We start from the raw sequence: 18,402 nt of genomic DNA on the forward strand, positions 1-18,402 counted from the left end.
ATCAGGTCCTTCTAAAAGTCGGTCCGGTCATATCATGCTGCACGTGCAGCGCAACAAAAATGCGCCAAAAGCAGGCAAAAAGTTCGAAAATTACGCGATGATTTTGGCAGTGCAGAGAATTTTCCCAGTGATATGAAGGGGCATGTCACTGTTCTCGTTTCTGTCTCCGAACGATCTGTTCTTTGCGCTATCGGTTGCCTTTGTTGCCGGATGGATCAAAGGAATGGTTGGGTTCGGGATGCCGATGATTACGGTCTCGGGTCTCAGCATGTTCTTGTCGCCTGATCTGGCGCTGGCAGGGCTGATCCTGCCCACACTGGCGACAAACGGGATACAGGCATTGCGTGAAGGCGCATCTGCCGCAATGGATTCGATCAAGCAGTTTCGGGTGTTTCTATTGGTCGGCCTTGTGTGTCTGCTGGCAGCGGCGCAGCTGGTGAGCATTCTGCCCGCCTCCGGCTTTCTGTTGATGATCGGGATACCTGTTTCGTTCTTTGCCCTGATCCAGCTTTTGGGATTAAAGCTGTCTCTGCATAAGCCATCGGCCCGGGTCGAAGCCGCCTTTGGCGCAGTGGCTGGGTTCATCGGCGGTGTGTCAGGTGTCTGGGGGCCACCCACCGTTGCCTATCTGACAGCGCTGAACACGCCGAAACGGGTTCAGATGAGGGTGCAGGGCGTCATTTATGGGCTGGGCGCGTTGGCGCTTGGCGCGGCGCATCTGGGGTCGGGCATCTTGCGGACGGAAACCGCCATATTCTCGGCCGGACTGGTCCTTCCTGCCATGGTCGGTATGTGGTGCGGTATGCAGTTGCAGGACCGCATAGATCAGGCGGCCTTCCGCAAACTGACTTTGGTGGTCCTGCTGATCGCGGGGCTGAATCTGGTACGGCGCGGTATGCTGGGCTGAGGGATCAGCGCCTGTCGAGGACGCGGAACGTGTAGTGCAGTCCGAGCATCAGAAAGAACAGGCCGGATATGTCGCCGATCAGAAAGGCGATATATTCCACTGTCGAGCTTCCGAATGCCATGTTCGTCAGCGCCGAGACCAGAAATGACGTTACAATGCCGACACCCATGATGCACAGCCAGCAGGGTTTGCGCGCGGGATTGGGGAACAGATCCCAGCCAGCCCATTTGCAGGCATAGAACACGGCAGGAACAGTTGTTACGGCGATGCCAATTGCCAGTAGTCGGTTGGGCAGGAAGACGTCCCAGCCTCCGACCATTGCAAAGACCAGAAAGACACCCGGCAGCAAGGCAATGATCGCACGCCACCCCAACAGCCACGCTGCCAAAACCCGCACGCCATGGGGCAGGAATAGCAGGCTTGCATGACTGGGGTATTCTGGGAAGAACACGTTTTGAAGCGGCATCAGCACTTCAAATGTCAATATCGACGCCGCGACATACGCAGACGATGCCAGTGCCGTATCAAGGGCCCAACCTTTCAACTGCACGGCGCGTCTACGCCTGATACGCGCTACTTGGGGGCATGTACGATATACCGTCCCCGATTGGCACTGCCGCTTTGCGACATATATCCTTTCTGGACCAGCGATTTCAGGGCGCGGAAAAAGGTCGGACGAGAGACGCTGGACACCAGCGTATGCTCGATCAGACCAAAAGTGCGAACTTCGTGGTCGGCCTTTGAAAGCTCCTCGGCGGCGTAATAGATGTCGCGCTCAACCGGAGAGAGTTCTTCGAGTCCCAGCGTACGCTCCATGCTTTGCATCAGTTTACGCAATTCGGTTAATTTTGAAATCTCAGTCATTACATACCCATCTCAGTGGTGCCAATTGCCGGGTAGTTTCGGCGATATGACGACAAACCAATCCGCTTGCCGTTAGGTATCATATTGACACCAATTCCCCTTCTAGTAGTCTTCCTTATCAATTAGGTAGCCCGTAAGAACGCGTGTGAGTGGTTTCGCCTCGAGCTGCCCAAAGGTATTTTCAGTCAAAGCCCGGCGTTTATGCGCCGGGCAATTTTTGTCATTTCGACTTCCCGAGATATCCTAATCTGGTGATTTGGGCAACGCGTTTGTCCACACGAGTCTGTGTTTCAACCCATGGTTGCGAGCATAAGGCATCTATTGCTGCCTCTGTTTCATCGCCCTGCCAGCGCCTTTCGGCGCAGATCTGCTAGCCCGAAATAGTCCAGACCGAGACAAAAGAACGGCCAGCAGGGTATCCGCTGGCCGTTTTTGGCAATCTGTCCTGTGGCGCTTACCCGATGGCGACGGCTTTGATGTCTTCGTCGATGAAGGGCAGGTATTGCTCGAAATTCTCCGAGAACATCTGCACCAGCTTTTCGGCTTGTCTGTCAAATGCGGCCTGATCATCCCAGGTGCGGCGCGGGTCTAGCAAAACTTCGGCAACGCCGGGAACCGAGACCGGCACATCAAAGCCGAAATTCGCGTCCTTCCGGAATTCCGCATCTGCCAACGACCCCTCGAGCGCCGCAGTCAGCAATCCGCGGGTGGCCTTGATCGGCATCCGACTGCCAACGCCATAGGCGCCGCCGGTCCAGCCGGTATTGACCAGCCAGCAGGTTGCGCCGTGCTGCGCGATCTTGTCCCGCAACAGATTGCCATACGCCTCGGGGCGGCGCGGCATGAAGGGCGCGCCAAAGCAGGTCGAGAATGTCGGCTGCGGCTCGGTCACACCGCGTTCGGTGCCTGCCACCTTCGAGGTGAAGCCGGACAGGAAGTGATACATCGCCTGCGCCGGGGTCAGGCGCGCGATTGGGGGCAGTACGCCGAACGCATCGCAGGTCAGCATGATGATGTTCTTGGGATGCCCGCCCAGCGCGGTGCTGGATGCGTTCGAGATGTACTCCAGCGGATAAGCGCACCGCATGTTTGCGGTCAGCGAGTCATCGTCAAAATCCAGTTCCTTGGTTTCCGGATCAAAAACCATGTTTTCGATCACGGTGCCGAACTTTGAGGTCGTGGCGTAAATCTCCGGCTCGGCTTCGGCGTTCAGGTTGATCGTCTTGGCATAGCAGCCGCCTTCAAAGTTGAAGGTGCCGCGATCAGACCAGCCATGTTCGTCGTCGCCGATCAGAATCCGGGACGGATCCGCCGAAAGGGTGGTCTTGCCGGTACCTGACAGGCCAAAGAAAACGGCAGTGTCGACCGGGTTGCCGACGGCATGGTTTGCCGAGCAGTGCATCGGCATGACGCCCTTTTCCGGCAGCATGTAGTTCAGCAGGGTGAAGACGGACTTCTTGTTCTCGCCCGCATACTCGGTTCCGCCGATCAGGATCAGCTTGCGGTCAAAATTCAGCGCGATCACCGTTTCACTGTGGCAGTCGTGCTTGGCAGGATCGGCCTTGAAGCTGGGGCAATTGATGATGGTGAAATCTGCGGTGAATTCGTCCAGATCCTCGCGATCCGGACGGCGCAGCAGGTGGCGGATGAACAGGTTGTGCCAGGCCAGTTCGGTGACCATACGCACGTTGATGGAATAGGCCGGATCGGCCCCGCCGACGAGATCCTGAACAAAATAATCGCGCCCTTTCATATGGGCCAGTATGTCCTGGTAAAGCGCGTCAAAGCCTTCGGGGCTCATCGCGGCGTTGTTTTCCCACCAGATGCTGTCGGCCACGCTGTCGGTCTTGACGACGTGCTTGTCCTTGGGCGACCTGCCCGTGAATTTGCCGGTGGTGACCAGAAATGCACCGCCATTGCCCAGGGTTCCCTCGCCGCGCTTCAGCGCCTCTTCAATCAGCGCTGGTTCCATGAAGTTGTAATAGACATGTCCCAGACCCTCGATGCCCTGATCTTCGAGGCGGAATTGCGGGTTAACCCGTCCAGATGTCATGTGTGTCTTCTCCTGTGGCGGCGCGACGGCTGTTGGGCCAAGATGCGCTCTTGGGGCAATCATGCCGGGGAATTCCGGCGGACAGAGGCCTCTTATCATGGTCATTTGGGGCATGAACAGGACGGTTTGGCGCAGTTAGCGCAACCAAGGCAAAGTTTAGCGCCACCAGAAATTTCCTGTCGAAAAAGCGGGCAACAATTTGCGAGCGACAAGGCATTTTTGCCGCAGAACTGCCGCAACAATGGCACGATTCGTAGTTACGGATTGATTCGGCGCCTCAAAATCGCCAACAATACCGCATAAAAAAGCGTATTATTGCGTATGTGAGCAGGAATAGGGGTGAACCCGATGTCGAAGATTGCACTGGTGGATGACGATAGAAACATTCTGACGTCAGTATCCATGACGCTCGAGGCCGAAGGCTTTGAGGTCGAAACCTACAACGACGGACAGGCCGCGCTGGACGCGTTCAACAAAAAGCTGCCGGACATGGCTGTTCTGGATATCAAGATGCCCCGGATGGACGGCATGGACCTGTTGCAGAGACTGCGGCAGAAAACCCAGATGCCGGTGATTTTCCTAACCTCAAAGGACGATGAGATCGACGAGGTTCTGGGCCTGCGCATGGGCGCGGACGACTATGTCAAGAAACCGTTCTCGCAGCGTCTGCTGGTCGAGCGCATCCGTGCATTGCTGCGCCGACAGGAAGCCACAGAAGGTGACGTTTCCAGCGCCAGCACGGGTGACGCAAAGGTGATGGAGCGCGGCGAGCTTCGCATGGACCCTCTGCGCCATGCAGTGACCTGGAAAGGCAACGATGTCTCGCTGACTGTCACCGAGTTCCTGTTGCTTCAGGCGCTGGCACAGCGTCCGGGCTTCGTCAAAAGCCGCGATCAGTTGATGGATGTGGCCTATGACGATCAGGTCTATGTGGACGACCGGACCATCGACAGCCACATCAAGCGCCTGCGCAAGAAGATGCGTGCCGCTGACCCCGAGTTTTCGGCGATCGAGACGCTTTACGGCATCGGTTACCGGTATAACGAAGAATAGGCGCGACCGTCTTTAAGTGGTAATAGGGGTCTCGTGCGAGATACCGAACAAGACACTGAACTTCGCGACGGCGACGTCGTATTGGGGGACGATTGGGTTATCCCACAGGACCCCGATTCCGCCGAGCTGCGCGAAGAAAGATCGCGGCGCAGCCTGTTTTCGCTGCGCGGCTCGCCCTTGGCGCGCAGAATCATCACCTTCAACGTCATCGCGCTGGTCCTTCTGGTGGCTGGACTTTTGTACCTGGACGATACGCGTAAGGAACGGGTTCAGCAGACGGCCAAGAACCTGATCGGTGATGCCCAGCTTGTCAGCAACGTCTTTGAAACCCAGCTGCGCCAGCCCGGCGTTGTTGGTGCCGGCGGTCTGGACGTGCGCGATACCTTGTCCGGCCTGAGCTTGCCGGAAGGTGGCGAGGTGTTTGTCTATGACGGATCGGGCACTTTGATTGGTTGGACCCGCGGCGCGTCCCCCTTGTCGGACTTGCCAAGCCTCTTGCGCTCTGACAGCGACGTTCAGGGTGGCGGTACGCTGATCAGCGATGCGCTGACGGCAGTTTGGAACGGTGTCTCATCGATCTTCAGCGGTAATTCCACCGAAGCCGCGCCCACGCTGGCGCAACGGGTGCAGGACATGGTCCCTCAGGCCCTTGGCGGAGGTTTGACTGTCCAGGCGGTTCAGGACGACACCGGGGCCACAGTGATCGTCGCCGTGGCTCCGATCATTCTGGACAGCGATCCCGTTGGGGCGGTTGCCATGGCAGGCCCGGCGGGCGAGGTCGACGCGCTGGCGCGCCAGGAACAGGAGCGCATCCTGCAAATGTTCGTCGTGGCCCTGCTGGTATCGATCGGGCTGAGCCTGGTTCTGGCCTCGACCATCGCCAACCCGCTGGCCGATCTGGCCTCAGCCGCCGAGATGGGCAAGGATCGCGGTGCGGGGGTCAATCCCGGCCGAATTCGCATTCCCGACCTCAGCGCGCGCCCCGATGAGATCGGTCGCCTCAGCAGCGCTTTGCGAGGCATGGTGACGGCGTTGTACAACCGCATTGATGCGAACGAGCAGTTCGCGGCGGATGTGGCGCATGAGATCAAGAACCCGCTGGCCAGCTTGCAATCTGCCGTGGGCACCCTGCGGATGGTCAAACGCGACGATCAGCGTGAAAAGTTGCTGGGCGTCATAGAACATGATGTGCGCCGGTTGGATCGACTGGTCAGCGATATCTCGAATGCTTCACGTTTGGACGCAGAACTCGTCAAAGAGCAAGAGCAACCCTTTGATCTGCTGAACCTGCTGAACAATATCGGCCAGTTCTTGGGGGAAGACGCGCGGTCCAAAGGTATCGACTACATTACTGACTTGCCGAAAGGCCCGATCGTGATCAACGGCCTCGAAGCGCGGCTGGCGCAGGTGTTCGTAAACCTGATCACCAACGCGATTTCCTTCTGCGAGGAAAACGACGCCATCCGCGTCTGGGTGCGCCAACGCGACAACCGCGTCCTGGTGGTGGTCGAGGATACCGGCCCGGGCATCCCGGATCAGGCGCTAACCAAAGTATTTAAACGGTTCTACTCGCAACGCCCCGAAGAGCATTTTGGCAATAACTCGGGCCTTGGTCTGGCCATCTCTAAACAGATTGTCGAAGCGCATGGCGGCGTGATCTGGGCCGAAAATATCCGTCCGACCGAAGCTGACATCACGTCGGACCCGCTGGGCGCGCGGTTTGTCGTCGGACTTCCGATCTAGGCGTATGAGCGTAAAAACACTGTCAGACATAGCAGGCCACACGCAGGCTTGTATCCACGCAAGCTGCGTTGCTGTCGAAGGCCGAGGCGTTCTGATCCTCGGGACCTCGGGCGCGGGCAAATCCGCGCTGGCCTTGCAGATGATGGCGCTGGGGGCCGATCTGGTCTCGGATGACCGGGTCGCTTTGAGCATGCAGAATGGGCAGGTCATCGCAGATGCTGTACCACCGATCTACGGGTTGATCGAAGCGCGCGGGATAGGGTTGTTGCGGGCGTCACCTGTCGGACCGACACCGGTGACTTTTGCGGTAGACCTTGACCAAAAGGAAGCCGCGCGCCTGCCTGATCCGGCCGACATTCTGGTTCTGAGGCAATCTGTTCCCTTGCTTCGCGGCGCAGGTGTGCCCAACTTGGCAGCAGCTTTGATTCAACTCGCGAAAATGGGACGCGTGAATCCGGAATGGCCAAACACATGAGCCCGCAACAGCGTATCGTACTGGTAACTGGCCCATCTGGCGCAGGCCGCTCTACCGCGATCCACGTGCTCGAAGATCTGGGGTTCGAGGCCATCGACAACCTGCCGATGGGTTTGTTGACGCGACTTCTGGACAGCTCTGCCTCGGCTCAGCCGATGGCGTTGGGCATCGACGCACGCAACCGCGACTTCTCGACCATCGGGTTTATCGAACTGGCTGCCCGGCTTGGCCGCATGGAACAGGTCGATCTGACGATCCTGTACCTGGACTGCAACGACGACGTGCTGCTGCGCCGTTTTTCGGAAACCCGTCGTCGGCACCCCGTCGCGGCGGATGCCAGCCCCGCGACCGGCATCGCGCGCGAAAAGGAGCAGCTGCAACCGATTCGCGAGATTGCGGACACGCTGATCGATACAAGTGCCCTGAACGTCCACCAGTTGCGCGCCGAAGTAGATCGCTGGTTCGCCCCAAAAAGTGGACGGCATCTGGCGGTTTCGGTCGAGTCCTTCTCGTACAAGCGCGGCTTGCCGCGTGGGCTGGATATGGTGTTCGATTGCCGGTTTCTGGCTAACCCCTACTGGCGTGCGGACCTGCGTGACGAAGACGGTCGAAACCAAGATGTTGCGTCCTATATTGAGGCCGACAGGAACTATTCCGTCTTCTTTGACCGGGTCGTGGACCTGCTGGTTGCTTTGCTGCCTGCGTTTCGAGCCGAAGGCAAAGCCCACCTTTCGGTGGCCTTCGGATGTACCGGAGGGCAACACAGATCGGTTGCTGTCGCAGAGGCGGTTGCAAAGGCCCTTGCGGAAGGGGGTCAGCAGGTGGCAATTAGGCACCGCGAAATGGAACGACGCGCGTTGAATGTGAGGCCGGATTGATCGGGATCGTAATCGTTGCACATGGGGGACTGGCGCAGGAATACCTGTCTGCCACGCAGCATGTGGTCGGCAAGCAGCCGGGACTGGTCGCCGTACCGATCGAAGCAGATCACAACCGCGAGGAAAAGCAGTCAGAAATATGCCGCGTCGCCGATGAGGTGGACGTGGGCGACGGGGTTGTCGTGGTGACGGACCTGTTCGGCGGCAGCCCGTCCAACCTGAGCCTGCGTGCCTGCGCGCCACAGGATCGGCGAATCCTGTATGGTGCCAACCTTCCGATGCTGATCAAATTGGCCAAAAGCCGCCACCTGCCGGTGCCCGAGGCGGTGCGCCTCGCACTCGAGGCTGGACGAAAATACATCAATGCGCAGAATGTGACATTGGATTGAACTGGAATATTTGAATATGGCCAACAAAAGCTTGAAAATAATCAACGAAAAGGGTTTGCACGCCCGCGCGTCGGCCAAGCTGGTCGAGGTGGTTGAAGGATTCGATGCACGCGCCGAAGTCTCGCGTGAGGGCCTTTCTGCATCAGGCGACAGTATTATGGGCCTTTTGATGTTGGCAGCGTCGCGCGGAACCACTATTGACGTCGAGACGTCCGGCCCGGATGCTGAGGCGTTGGCAGAAGCTTTGGAAACCCTGGTCAATGACAAGTTCGGAGAGGGTTACTAGGCCCGAAATCGCCGCGATACGAAGGATGGGAAGACCAGGAATTGGCGGAAACCACGCACGATACCAAGACAGGTCCCATAGCGGGCGATACACCTGAACAGGGTGAGATCTATGACCGCAGAACGCTGACCTACGCGAACTCGTTCGACGATGCCTGGACCGCAAACGCGATCCGCGCGATCGAGTGGCTGACAGGCAAACTGACCATATTGCGGATGGTCAACAAGTTCGAAAAGCAAAATGAACAGTATCGCGGCCAGAAGTTCTGGGGCGGGGCGCTCAGTATCATGGGTATCGACCTCACCACACCTGCCGAGCAGATCGCGCGCATCCCCAAGGACGGCCCGGTGGTTGTTGTCGCCAACCATCCGCACGGTATGGTCGACGGCATGATCCTGGCCGAACTGATCGGTCGCGTGCGCAGCGACTATCGCATTCTCACCCGTTCGGTGCTGACTGGTCTGGATGAGGCTGCAACCTCTTTCATGATCCCGGTCCCCTTTCCGCACGACCCCGAGGCGCAAGCCAAGATGCTGGAAATGCGCGGGAAATCCATGGATCACCTCAAGGATGGAGGCGTTGTCGCCCTGTTCCCCTCGGGCGTGGTGATGTCGTCCGACGACTGGTTCGGGCCGGCGCAGGAAAGGGAATGGAACGTATTCACCGCCAAGATGATCCGCCGGTCCGGTGCGCAGGTGGTGCCGATCTTTTTCCCCGGCAGCAATTCGCGCTGGTACCAGATCGCCAACCGTCTGTCGCCGATCTTGCGCCAGGGACTGCTGCTGCATGAAATCGTGCGTTCGTGCAACAAACCGCTAGGTCCGGTGATTGGCGATCCGATCTCGGCTGAGGATATGGCGCTGCTGGAACGCGACCCGCGCGGCTTTATGGCCTGGCTCAGAAAACACACCATGGCTTTGGGTCAATCGTCGAAACCCTGATCCGCCTCTTCTTCGGGCAACAATATTCCGGGCGAGGGGGTTAGCCCCCTCACATTCATCGCGTTGGAACTGGGACTTCGCCGCGATAATCATAAAATCCACGGTCGGTCTTGCGACCCAGCCACCCGGCTTCGACGTATTTCGTCAACAATGGGCAGGGCCGGTATTTGGTATCTGCCAACCCGTCATGCAGCACGTTCATGATCGCAAGACAGGTATCCAGCCCGATGAAGTCGGCCAATTCCAAGGGTCCCATCGGATGGTTCGCACCCAGTTTCATCGACTGATCGATCGATTGAACGTTTCCAACACCTTCGTAAAGCGTGTAGACCGCTTCGTTGATCATCGGCATCAGAATCCGGTTGACGATAAAGGCGGGAAAATCTTCGGCACTGGCCGCGGTTTTGCCAAGCCGGTCCACCACGGCCTTGCAGGATTTGAAGGTTTCTTCATCGGTTGCAATACCGCGAATCAATTCGACCAGCTGCATCACCGGAACCGGGTTCATGAAGTGGAACCCCATGAACCGCTCGGGCCGGTCCGTTCGGCTTGCCAACCGCGTGATCGAGATCGACGAGGTATTCGACGTCAGGATCGTATGGGGTTGCAGATGCGGTTGAAGGTCCTCGAAAATCGCCTGTTTCACCGTCTCACGTTCGGTCGCGGCTTCGATCACCAGATCGGTCTGGCCAAGATCCGGTAGGTTTAGGGTGGTGTTGATCCGACCCAATGCTGCCTTCACGGCATCATCATCGATCTTTCCACGCGCTGCCTGCCGGGACAGGTTAGCCTCAATCGTGGACAAGGCGCTGCTCAGGGCGTCCTGACTGACGTCGGTCAGCAGAACGTCATATTCCGCCAGTGCCATGACATGGGCAATTCCGTTGCCCATCTGACCCGCCCCGATTACTCCGACAGATTTTACGTCCATACTCAGCTGCCTTTGCTGTTGATTGTGCCGACCTTATCGGCGTTTCAAGGCAGTCGGCAAGGGGATCAGGCCCGTCAAATTCGCTTCAAATGCGCGCATTAGGGTTTTCGTAAGACCTTGGGCGGCAAAGTGACGATTGGGTGAAAAATGTGAGTGTGAGTGATGAGCTATCAATCCATGACAGCGGTAAGCGCTGCCGAGTCGTTTTGCCGGTATGGTCAATCTGACCTGTGGTTTCGCGGACCGCACCAAACGCCAGAGCGGCCCTTTATTGCCTGCATTGGGGGCGAGGAGACATTTGGCCGCTTTGTCGAGGCGCCCTATGCGGCCCGGCTTGAGGAGCGCATGGGCAAGCGGTGCCTGAACCTTGGCAGCCTGTTTTGCGGGGTCGAGGCGCTTTGTCGTGACATGGGTCTTCGGGATCTGGCGAACGAGGCCAATTTGTGTGTGCTGCAGTTGCCGGATATCGCAGGGCAGAACAACAGGTTCTATCGTGTGCACGCGCGCCGAAATGACAGGTTTGTTGCCCCGACGCAGGAGCTGAGGTCACTCTTTCCGGAAGTGGACTTTACCGAAATTCACTTTGTTCGGCATTTGCTGAAGCGTTTGCACAGCGTGTCGGAAAGGCGATTTTCAACGGTCATGCAAGAGCTGCGCAAGGGGTGGACCCAAAAACTCGGAAGCTTTCTGAACTCCATCACGTCGCCGGTCATTTTGCTTTGGCTGAGCGTGGACCGAAATCCTGATAGCGATGGGAATTTTGACGCCGGACAGATCGACTCCGCGATGCTAGACGCCTTGCACCCACATTGTGCCAACACGATCCGATTGAACGTGCGCGTAGCGGGCGAATCCAATGAACTGGAAGATGTTCTGTTCGGAACGCTCCAGCAGCCGTTGGCAGAACACATGCTGGGTCCGGCAACACATCAAAAGATCGCCGATACCCTGTCGTCCGCCATTCAGAATCTGGAATGAAAAAAGGCCCGCATTGCGGGCCCTTTGGAAGGTTCTTGCCGAAAGGTCTTAGCCGAGTTTTTCGGTCAGTTCCGGCACCGCCTGGAACAGGTCGGCGACCAGTCCGAAGTCTGCGACCTGGAAGATCGGCGCTTCTTCGTCCTTGTTGATCGCAACAATGACCTTCGAGTCCTTCATGCCCGCCAGGTGCTGGATCGCGCCCGAGATGCCGACGGCGACATAGAGGTCCGGGGCGACAACCTTGCCGGTCTGACCCACCTGCCAGTCGTTAGGGGCATAGCCCGAGTCGACTGCGGCACGCGATGCGCCAACTGCTGCGCCCAGCTTGTCGGCCAGCTTTTCGATCAGGGCAAAGTCCTCTTCCGAGCCGACACCGCGGCCGCCCGAAACAACAACGCCCGCCGAGGTCAATTCCGGACGGTCGCTTTCGGCCACCTTGTCCTCGACCCACGACGACAGACCTTCGGAACCTGGAACAGCAACGGTTTCAACCGGTGCTGAACCGCCTTCGCCCGCCGCGTCAAAGCTGGCGGTCCGCAGGGTGACGACCTTTTTGGCGTCGTTCGATTTCACGGTCTGGATTGCGTTGCCCGCATAGATCGGACGCTCAAAGGTCGAGCCGTCAACAACGCCGGATGCATCCGAGATCACCATCACGTCAAGCAGCGCGGCAACGCGCGGCATGACGTTCTTGGCGTCAGTGGTTGCAGGTGCCACGATGTGTTCATAGCCATCGGCCAGCGACACGATCAGCGCGGCGGTCGATTCCGCCAGGCGATGACCCAGCGACGCATCCTCGGCCACCAGAACCTTGGACACACCGTCGATCTTGGCGGCGGCCTCACCAGCAGCGGCGGCCGAGCCACCTGCTGCCAGAACGGTCACATCACCCAGAGCCTTCGCGGCGTTGACAGCCTTGGCGGTGGCGTCCAGCGACAATTCGCCGTTGTTGACTTCGGCAAGCAGAAGTACAGCCATTACACAGCCCCCGCTTCTTTGAGTTTCTCGACCAGCTCGTCGACCGAGCCCACGACGATACCGGCAGCGCGTGCAGGCGGCTCATCGGTTTTGACAATCTCCAGACGCGGGGTGACGTCGACGCCGTAATCGGCGGCGGTTTTCTCATCCAGCGGCTTTTTCTTCGCCTTCATGATGTTGGGCAGCGACGCATAGCGCGGCTCGTTCAGGCGCAGGTCAACGGTCACGATGGTCGGCATCTTGACGCTGATGGTCTGCAGACCGCCATCAACCTCGCGGGTGATCTTGGCGCTGTCGCCTTCGATGTCCAGCTCGGAGGCAAAGGTACCTTGCGACCAGCCCAGCAGGGCCGAAAGCATCTGACCAGTGGCGTTCATGTCGTTGTCGATGGCCTGCTTGCCGCACAGGACGATGCCCGGCTGTTCTTCCTCGACCACTTTGGCCAGGACTTTCGCAACGGCCAAAGGCTCGATATCGGTGTGGACGTCATCGGCGGCGATGACCAGAATCGCACGGTCGGCACCCATTGCCAGCGCGGTGCGCAGGGTTTCCTGCGCCTGCTTGACGCCGATCGAGACCGCTACAACCTCATCCGCTTTGCCGGCTTCTTTCAGACGGATCGCCTCTTCCACGGCAATCTCGTCGAACGGGTTCATCGACATTTTCACATTGGCGAGATCAACACCGCTACCGTCCGCTTTGACGCGAACCTTCACATTGTAGTCAATCACGCGCTTTACAGGCACGAGTACCTTCATTTTGGCGCTTTCTCCTCAAAAAAACGGTAAGCCGCGAAGCGACTCCACCAATGCTCTCGGTGGTTTCAATAGCGACTCAATCCGGGCCGCAACAGGGCAAAATCGTCACGTCATGTCGTTGAGACGTCGCGTTTCGTGTTTTTCGCCTGAGTCATTGGGAAAAATTGACTGCAGCGACGGGGTTCAGCGGTTCGCACCCGGAACCCATAGCACGTCGTCGCGCCCGTCGTTGTTGGCGCATCGGGCGGCAACAAAGAACCAGTCGCTGAGACGGTTGAGGTATTTCACCGCCACATCGTTTACGGGCTCCATGTTGGTCAGTTCCACCGCCAGCCGCTCGGCCCGGCGCGAAACGGTCCGGCAGACATGTAATTGCGCCGCCAGCGGAGACCCGCCGGGCAGGATAAAGCTGCGCAAAGGTTCCAGAGTGTCGTTCATCACATCGATCTCGGCCTCAAGCCGGTCGATCTGCGCGGATACGATCCGCAGCGGCGGATAATCGGCTTCGGCGTCCTTATCCATGTCCGGGCGGCAAAAATCGGCACCAAGGTCGAACAGATCGTTCTGGATACGGGCCAGCGCGGCCTCGACATCGCCGGTCGCCTGGGTGCGGGCAACACCGACAAAGGCGTTCAACTCGTCCACCGTGCCATAGGCCGTCACACGGCCGGAATATTTGGCGACGCGTTCGCCATTGCCCAGTGCGGTTTTGCCGTCATCACCGGTGCGCGTGTAGATTTTGTTGAGCACGACCATCTATTGCACCCCTTGTCCGCGCAGCCAGACGTAAAGCACGATCAGCACCACGGCAATGAACTGAAACAGGATACGCAGGCGCATCATCTTGTTGCTTTTCATCGCGGCATCCGTACCGGGTTTGCCGAAATTGGAGATGCCAATTGCAAGCACAACGACCACAGCCGCCATGGCTAACAGCAGGACGACCATCAACAGGTCCATGACTATACCGTCCATGTTTTTGTTTCGCTGGCTCTCATCTAGCCCCAAAGGACCCAAAAGCGAACGGTTAATTTCGTCTCAGATATCCGACAGGATGCGGTCGATTGACCGGGTCGGCAAAATACGGCGCAGGTATCCGGCAATATAGGTCGGCGTCGTCACGTAATAGCGCGCCCGCGGACGTTTTGCGCCCACCGCATGCGCCAGCTTTTCTGTCACCGCCGAGGCCGGCAACTCAAACTTGTCGGGCCCGGAGGATTCGTAGAGCCGTTTGAGCAACGTCTTCTCGTATTTCTGGCGCAGCGCCGAGTTTTGCCAATCGATGAAGCGTTCAAACATGGGGATCGAGTTCTCGCGGATCTTGCTGGTGATCGGTCCGGGCTCGATCAGGATGACCTTGATATCGGTGTCGCGCAGTTCCAGCCTCAACGTGTCCGTCAGACCCTCGATTGCGTATTTTGTCGCCACGTAGGCCCCGCGCCAGGGAAAGGCGACCAGGCCGAGAACCGAGGAGTTCTGCACAATTCGCCCATGCCCCTGCGCCCGCATGACGGGAATCACCTGACGCGTCAGTTCGTGCCAGCCAAAGACATTGGCTTCAAAGATCAGGCGCAAACCTTCCGTGGGAACATCCTCGAGCGCGCCGGGCATGCCATGGGCACCATTGTTGAACAAAGCGTCCAGCGTGCCGCCCGTGGCCTCAAGCACCTGCGCCAGACCCGAGGTGATGGTACCCGCGTCGGTGTAGTCGATCAGAGGGCTTTCGAACCCCTGGGCGCGCAGCCGGTCGCAATCGCGTTGCTGGCGGCACGATGCAAAGACACGCCATCCCCGTGCACGCATACCGTGTGCAGCGTCAAGCCCTATGCCCGACGAGCAGCCGGTGATGAGAATCGTTTTTTGCATCGCGTTTCCGTATCTGTCCCCGGCTTATTGCTAGGGTGCGTACCCGGTCAGGGCAATGATACAGACGCGTCAAAATGAGGATTTGCGGACCAGCGAGGCCGAAACCCATCCGATCTGTTGCGCAGGCAACACGCGCAGGCGCAGCCAGCCGGTTCCCGATTCGCTGAGGACCTCGACCTTTTGGCCGAGCGTGACCTTGGCTATGATCGGATAGATTGTTCCCGGTCCATCGCGCATGTTCACGCGTGTGCCCGAGATTTCACGAATGTCCTTTTCCGGTTCCGGCAGGGCCGGTTCCGGTGCGGCGTCGGTTTGGGTGGTGGTAGCAACCTGACGAAGCCCGGTCGCACCATCCTCGAGCGAGGCGAGCGTCAGATTGGCGCCCTGATTGGCGAAAGTGGAAAACCCGGACAAAGAATTTGCTTCGACCTCATCCGCGACGGCAACAACTTCCTGAGTGGAGGCCACCGGTTCGGGTTTGACGCGTACCGGAACCGCACGCACGGCGACATTGGTCACAAGATCTTGCGCCCTGTCGGCAGGTACAGGTTCGGATTTCGAAATGGACGCCACACGGTCCGGTTGTGACGCGCGCTCACCGCGCGGCTCAAAATCGGGCCCGCCGCTCATGACGTAGAATGTCCATCCAAGTGCAGCGAAAGTAATAACAATAAGGCGCGTCATGGCGCTCCCCCCGGGTCAATCGTAACAACTAAATCTGGCAGCAATTCAATCGTGGAAATCTTAGCATAATTTGGGCAACGAGTCGAAAAACCGGGGAAAACGGGGACTTGCGTCCCCCTGTTGCAAAAAGCGCGACTTGTCCCCAGCAAAATATGCGGCGATTGCTTTACCCGCGCGCTCTTGCGTCGTATCACATCATATATGAACGACACGATCGACGACCCCAATATGGAGGCTCCCGAAGGTGGGGGCGAGGTAGCCGAACCGCTGCGCCGCGCAATTGGTGAGCGCTATCTGACCTATGCGCTGTCCACCATCATGCACCGCGCCCTGCCGGACGCGCGCGACGGGTTGAAGCCGGTTCACCGGCGAATCCTCTATGCCATGCGCGAGCTGCGACTTAGCGCAACCGGCGGATTCCGGAAGTCCGCCAAGATTTCCGGCGACGTGATGGGTAACTACCACCCGCATGGCGACGCCGCGATCTACGATGCGATGGCGCGTCTGGCGCAAGACTTCAACGTTCGCTACCCGCTGGTCGACGGTCAGGGGAATTTCGGCAATATCGACGGCGATAACCCGGCGGCCTCGCGATACACCGAGGCACGGATGACCATCGTGGCCGAGGCTCTGCTTGAGGGTCTGAACGAAGACGCGGTCGATTTCCGCGACAACTATGACGGCACGCTAACCGAACCGGTTGTGCTGCCTGCCCAGTTTCCGAACCTGCTGGCCAATGGTGCCAGCGGTATTGCGGTGGGGATGGCGACGAATATCCCGCCGCATAATATTGCCGAGCTGTGTGACGCCTGTTTGCATCTGATCAAAACGCCCGATGCGCGCGACGACACGTTGCTCAATTATGTGCCCGGCCCGGACTTCCCGACGGGTGGTGTCATCGTTGAGCCGCCCGAGAACATCGCGCAGGCCTATCGCACCGGGCGTGGTTCATTCCGACTGCGTTGTAAATACGAGGTTGAGGATCTGGGCCGCGGCCAGTGGCAGATCATCGTCACCGAGATTCCCTATCAGGTTCAGAAATCCAAGCTGATCGAAAAGATCGCCGAGCTGATCCAGACCAAGAAAATCCCGATCCTCGCCGATGTGCGCGACGAATCCGCCGACGACATCCGCCTGATCCTTGAGCCGCGTTCCAAGAACGTGGACCCCGAGGTGCTGATGGGCATGCTCTATCGCAACTCGGACCTTGAGGTGCGGTTCAGCCTGAACATGAACGTGCTGATCGATGGTGTGACGCCCAAGGTCTGCTCGATGAAGGAAGTGCTGCGCGCCTTCCTCGACCACCGGCAAGAGGTGCTGTTGCGCCGGTCACGTCACCGTCTGGGCAAGATCGACCACCGTTTGGAAGTGTTGGAAGGCTTTATCGTTGCCTTCCTGAACCTCGACCGCGTCATCGATATTATCCGTTACGATGACGACCCCAAAGCCGCGCTGATGCGCGAGGATTGGGGTATCGACCACGTGCGCGCGACAGATGAATCCGATTACGTCTCGCCCAAACCGGGCGAGGGCGAACTGTCTGAGATTCAGGTCGACGCCATCCTCAACATGCGCCTGCGCAGCCTGCGCCGTCTCGAAGAGATGGAACTGGTCCGCGAACGCGATGAGTTGATGCTGGAACGCGCCAACCTCGAAGACCTGCTGGCCGATCCTGCCCTGCAATGGGCCAAGATCGCTGAGCAGCTGAAAGAGACCAAGAAGACCTTCGGCAAAGATTACGAGGGCGGCGCACGCCGGACGCGTTTCGCCGAAGCAGGACAGGTCGAAGAAGTGCCTCTTGAGGCTATGATCGACAAGGAGCCGATCACGGTCGTCTGCTCTCAGATGGGCTGGATTCGCGCCATGACGGGCCATATCGACCTGAAGCGAGAGTTGAAATTCAAGGACGGCGACGGCCCGCGTTTCATTTTCCATGCGGAAACCACCGATCGCTTGCTCGTGTTCGCCTCGAACGGGCGCTTCTACACTGTCAGCGCTGCCAACCTGCCCGGTGGGCGAGGGATGGGTGAACCGCTGCGTCTGATGGTCGATCTGCCGAACGAGGCGCAGATCATCGACATTCTGATCCACAAGCCGGGGCGCAAGCTGCTGGTGGCCTCGGACGCGGGCAACGGGTTCATGGTGCCCGAGGATGACGTGCTGGCGCAGACCCGCAACGGCAAACAGGTGCTGAACGTCAAAGGTGATGAAACAGCGATGATCTGCAAACCGGTCGAGGGCGACCATGTCGCCGTGGTGTCGCAGAACGGCAAGTTCCTTGTTTTCCCGGCGGAAGAACTGCCCGAGATGACGCGCGGCAAAGGCGTGCGGCTGCAAAAGTACAATATGGCGCGCGGGCGGCAGGGGACGCTGGAATTGGATGGCGGTCTGTCCGACATCACGACCTTCAACTGGGAAGAAGGCCTGAAATGGTCCATGGGTGGTGACAAGACGCGACACGAGGCGGACATGTCCCAATGGCTGTCCAAACGCGCAAGCGTCGGGAAAAAGCCGCCCTACGGCTTCCCGCGCGACTATAAATTTTCGTGATCGCGCCGCCGGGAAAGTGGAATTTCGCCGATGCGCCTTGGCACAAGACGCCTTGGTGCGCTAGATCA

The 18,402-nt window shown here is 58.7% G+C and carries 20 protein-coding genes; 10 read left to right on the forward strand and 10 right to left on the reverse strand.

The window, feature by feature from the left end; genetic code table 11:
• The first annotated feature begins 142 nt into the window (after positions 1 to 142).
• Positions 143 to 907 carry a sulfite exporter TauE/SafE family protein gene (locus ACR0LX_RS14095; protein WP_480784256.1) on the forward strand — a complete coding sequence of 255 codons (765 nt, stop codon included), beginning with the start codon at positions 143 to 145 and terminating at the stop codon, positions 905 to 907.
• A 4-nt stretch (positions 908 to 911) separates the two neighbouring features.
• Here ACR0LX_RS14095 and ACR0LX_RS14100 read toward each other — a convergent pair whose 3' ends face one another.
• From ACR0LX_RS14100 to ACR0LX_RS14110, 3 genes are all read right to left on the reverse strand, one after another.
• Entirely contained in the window at positions 912 to 1,373 is a 462-nt protein-coding gene (locus ACR0LX_RS14100) for a hypothetical protein (RefSeq protein ID WP_480784257.1), read from the reverse strand.
• Positions 1,374 to 1,480: 107 nt separating this feature from the next.
• The gene (locus ACR0LX_RS14105; protein WP_480784258.1) at positions 1,481 to 1,771 is read right to left on the reverse strand and encodes a hypothetical protein; all 291 of its coding nucleotides are present in this window, start codon (positions 1,769 to 1,771) and stop codon (positions 1,481 to 1,483) included.
• 454 nt (positions 1,772 to 2,225) lie between these two features.
• Complete coding sequence (locus tag ACR0LX_RS14110; RefSeq protein WP_480784259.1) at positions 2,226 to 3,824, reverse strand: phosphoenolpyruvate carboxykinase; 1,599 nt, start codon at positions 3,822 to 3,824, stop codon at positions 2,226 to 2,228.
• Between the two features lie 348 nt (positions 3,825 to 4,172).
• Here ACR0LX_RS14110 and ACR0LX_RS14115 point away from each other — a divergent pair, with 348 nt between their 5' ends.
• Genes ACR0LX_RS14115 through ACR0LX_RS14145 form a run of 7 tightly spaced genes read left to right on the forward strand, consistent with a single transcriptional unit; the run spans position 4,173 to position 9,589 of the window.
• Positions 4,173 to 4,877 carry a response regulator transcription factor gene (locus tag ACR0LX_RS14115; protein ID WP_480575340.1) on the forward strand — a complete coding sequence of 235 codons (705 nt, stop codon included), beginning with the start codon at positions 4,173 to 4,175 and terminating at the stop codon, positions 4,875 to 4,877.
• Positions 4,878 to 4,910: 33 nt separating this feature from the next.
• Positions 4,911 to 6,620 carry an ATP-binding protein gene (locus tag ACR0LX_RS14120; RefSeq protein WP_480784260.1) on the forward strand — a complete coding sequence of 570 codons (1,710 nt, stop codon included), beginning with the start codon at positions 4,911 to 4,913 and terminating at the stop codon, positions 6,618 to 6,620.
• A gap of 4 nt (positions 6,621 to 6,624) precedes the next feature.
• Positions 6,625 to 7,095: an HPr kinase/phosphorylase gene (locus ACR0LX_RS14125; protein ID WP_480784261.1), complete on the forward strand. Its 471-nt coding sequence runs from the start codon at positions 6,625 to 6,627 to the stop codon at positions 7,093 to 7,095.
• A complete protein-coding gene (gene rapZ / locus ACR0LX_RS14130; protein ID WP_480784262.1) occupies positions 7,092 to 7,973 on the forward strand; it encodes an RNase adapter RapZ in 882 nt (293 codons plus the stop codon). Before ACR0LX_RS14125 ends, rapZ begins: the two co-directional genes overlap by 4 nt.
• Positions 7,970 to 8,362, forward strand: coding sequence for a PTS sugar transporter subunit IIA (locus ACR0LX_RS14135; RefSeq protein WP_480575327.1), 393 nt, complete (start codon positions 7,970 to 7,972; stop codon positions 8,360 to 8,362). Before rapZ ends, ACR0LX_RS14135 begins: the two co-directional genes overlap by 4 nt.
• A 16-nt stretch (positions 8,363 to 8,378) precedes the next feature.
• Positions 8,379 to 8,648 carry an HPr family phosphocarrier protein gene (locus tag ACR0LX_RS14140; RefSeq protein ID WP_480575324.1) on the forward strand — a complete coding sequence of 90 codons (270 nt, stop codon included), beginning with the start codon at positions 8,379 to 8,381 and terminating at the stop codon, positions 8,646 to 8,648.
• Between the two features lie 41 nt (positions 8,649 to 8,689).
• A complete protein-coding gene (locus tag ACR0LX_RS14145) occupies positions 8,690 to 9,589 on the forward strand; it encodes a lysophospholipid acyltransferase family protein (RefSeq protein WP_480784263.1) in 900 nt (299 codons plus the stop codon).
• A 55-nt stretch (positions 9,590 to 9,644) separates the two neighbouring features.
• Here ACR0LX_RS14145 and ACR0LX_RS14150 read toward each other — a convergent pair whose 3' ends face one another.
• Positions 9,645 to 10,520 carry a 3-hydroxybutyryl-CoA dehydrogenase gene (locus tag ACR0LX_RS14150; protein ID WP_480784264.1) on the reverse strand — a complete coding sequence of 292 codons (876 nt, stop codon included), beginning with the start codon at positions 10,518 to 10,520 and terminating at the stop codon, positions 9,645 to 9,647.
• A gap of 162 nt (positions 10,521 to 10,682) precedes the next feature.
• Between ACR0LX_RS14150 and ACR0LX_RS14155 the strand changes: the two genes are divergently transcribed.
• Complete coding sequence (locus ACR0LX_RS14155) at positions 10,683 to 11,498, forward strand: DUF6473 family protein (protein ID WP_480784265.1); 816 nt, start codon at positions 10,683 to 10,685, stop codon at positions 11,496 to 11,498.
• Positions 11,499 to 11,546: 48 nt separating this feature from the next.
• Here the strand turns inward: ACR0LX_RS14155 and ACR0LX_RS14160 are convergent, their stop codons facing one another.
• The 6 genes from ACR0LX_RS14160 to ACR0LX_RS14185 form a co-directional block, all read right to left on the reverse strand.
• Positions 11,547 to 12,476 carry an electron transfer flavoprotein subunit alpha/FixB family protein gene (locus ACR0LX_RS14160; protein ID WP_480784266.1) on the reverse strand — a complete coding sequence of 310 codons (930 nt, stop codon included), beginning with the start codon at positions 12,474 to 12,476 and terminating at the stop codon, positions 11,547 to 11,549.
• A complete protein-coding gene (locus ACR0LX_RS14165) occupies positions 12,476 to 13,234 on the reverse strand; it encodes an electron transfer flavoprotein subunit beta/FixA family protein (RefSeq protein ID WP_480784267.1) in 759 nt (252 codons plus the stop codon). Before ACR0LX_RS14165 ends, ACR0LX_RS14160 begins: the two co-directional genes overlap by 1 nt.
• Positions 13,235 to 13,417: 183 nt before the next feature.
• The gene (locus ACR0LX_RS14170; RefSeq protein WP_480575307.1) at positions 13,418 to 13,990 is read right to left on the reverse strand and encodes a cob(I)yrinic acid a,c-diamide adenosyltransferase; all 573 of its coding nucleotides are present in this window, start codon (positions 13,988 to 13,990) and stop codon (positions 13,418 to 13,420) included.
• A complete protein-coding gene (locus ACR0LX_RS14175; protein ID WP_480575304.1) occupies positions 13,991 to 14,194 on the reverse strand; it encodes a twin transmembrane helix small protein in 204 nt (67 codons plus the stop codon).
• A 78-nt stretch (positions 14,195 to 14,272) separates the two neighbouring features.
• Entirely contained in the window at positions 14,273 to 15,100 is an 828-nt protein-coding gene (locus ACR0LX_RS14180) for an SDR family NAD(P)-dependent oxidoreductase (protein ID WP_480575301.1), read from the reverse strand.
• A gap of 69 nt (positions 15,101 to 15,169) precedes the next feature.
• Positions 15,170 to 15,784, reverse strand: a complete 615-nt coding sequence (locus tag ACR0LX_RS14185) for an SH3 domain-containing protein (protein ID WP_480784268.1) — start codon at positions 15,782 to 15,784, stop codon at positions 15,170 to 15,172.
• A gap of 201 nt (positions 15,785 to 15,985) precedes the next feature.
• On the opposite strand from ACR0LX_RS14185, the gene parC reads away from it, so the two are divergent.
• Positions 15,986 to 18,334: a DNA topoisomerase IV subunit A gene (gene parC / locus ACR0LX_RS14190; protein ID WP_480784269.1), complete on the forward strand. Its 2,349-nt coding sequence runs from the start codon at positions 15,986 to 15,988 to the stop codon at positions 18,332 to 18,334.
• The last annotated feature ends 68 nt before the right edge of the window (positions 18,335 to 18,402 follow it).

The organism is Ruegeria sp. CH11 (genome assembly GCF_056537105.1).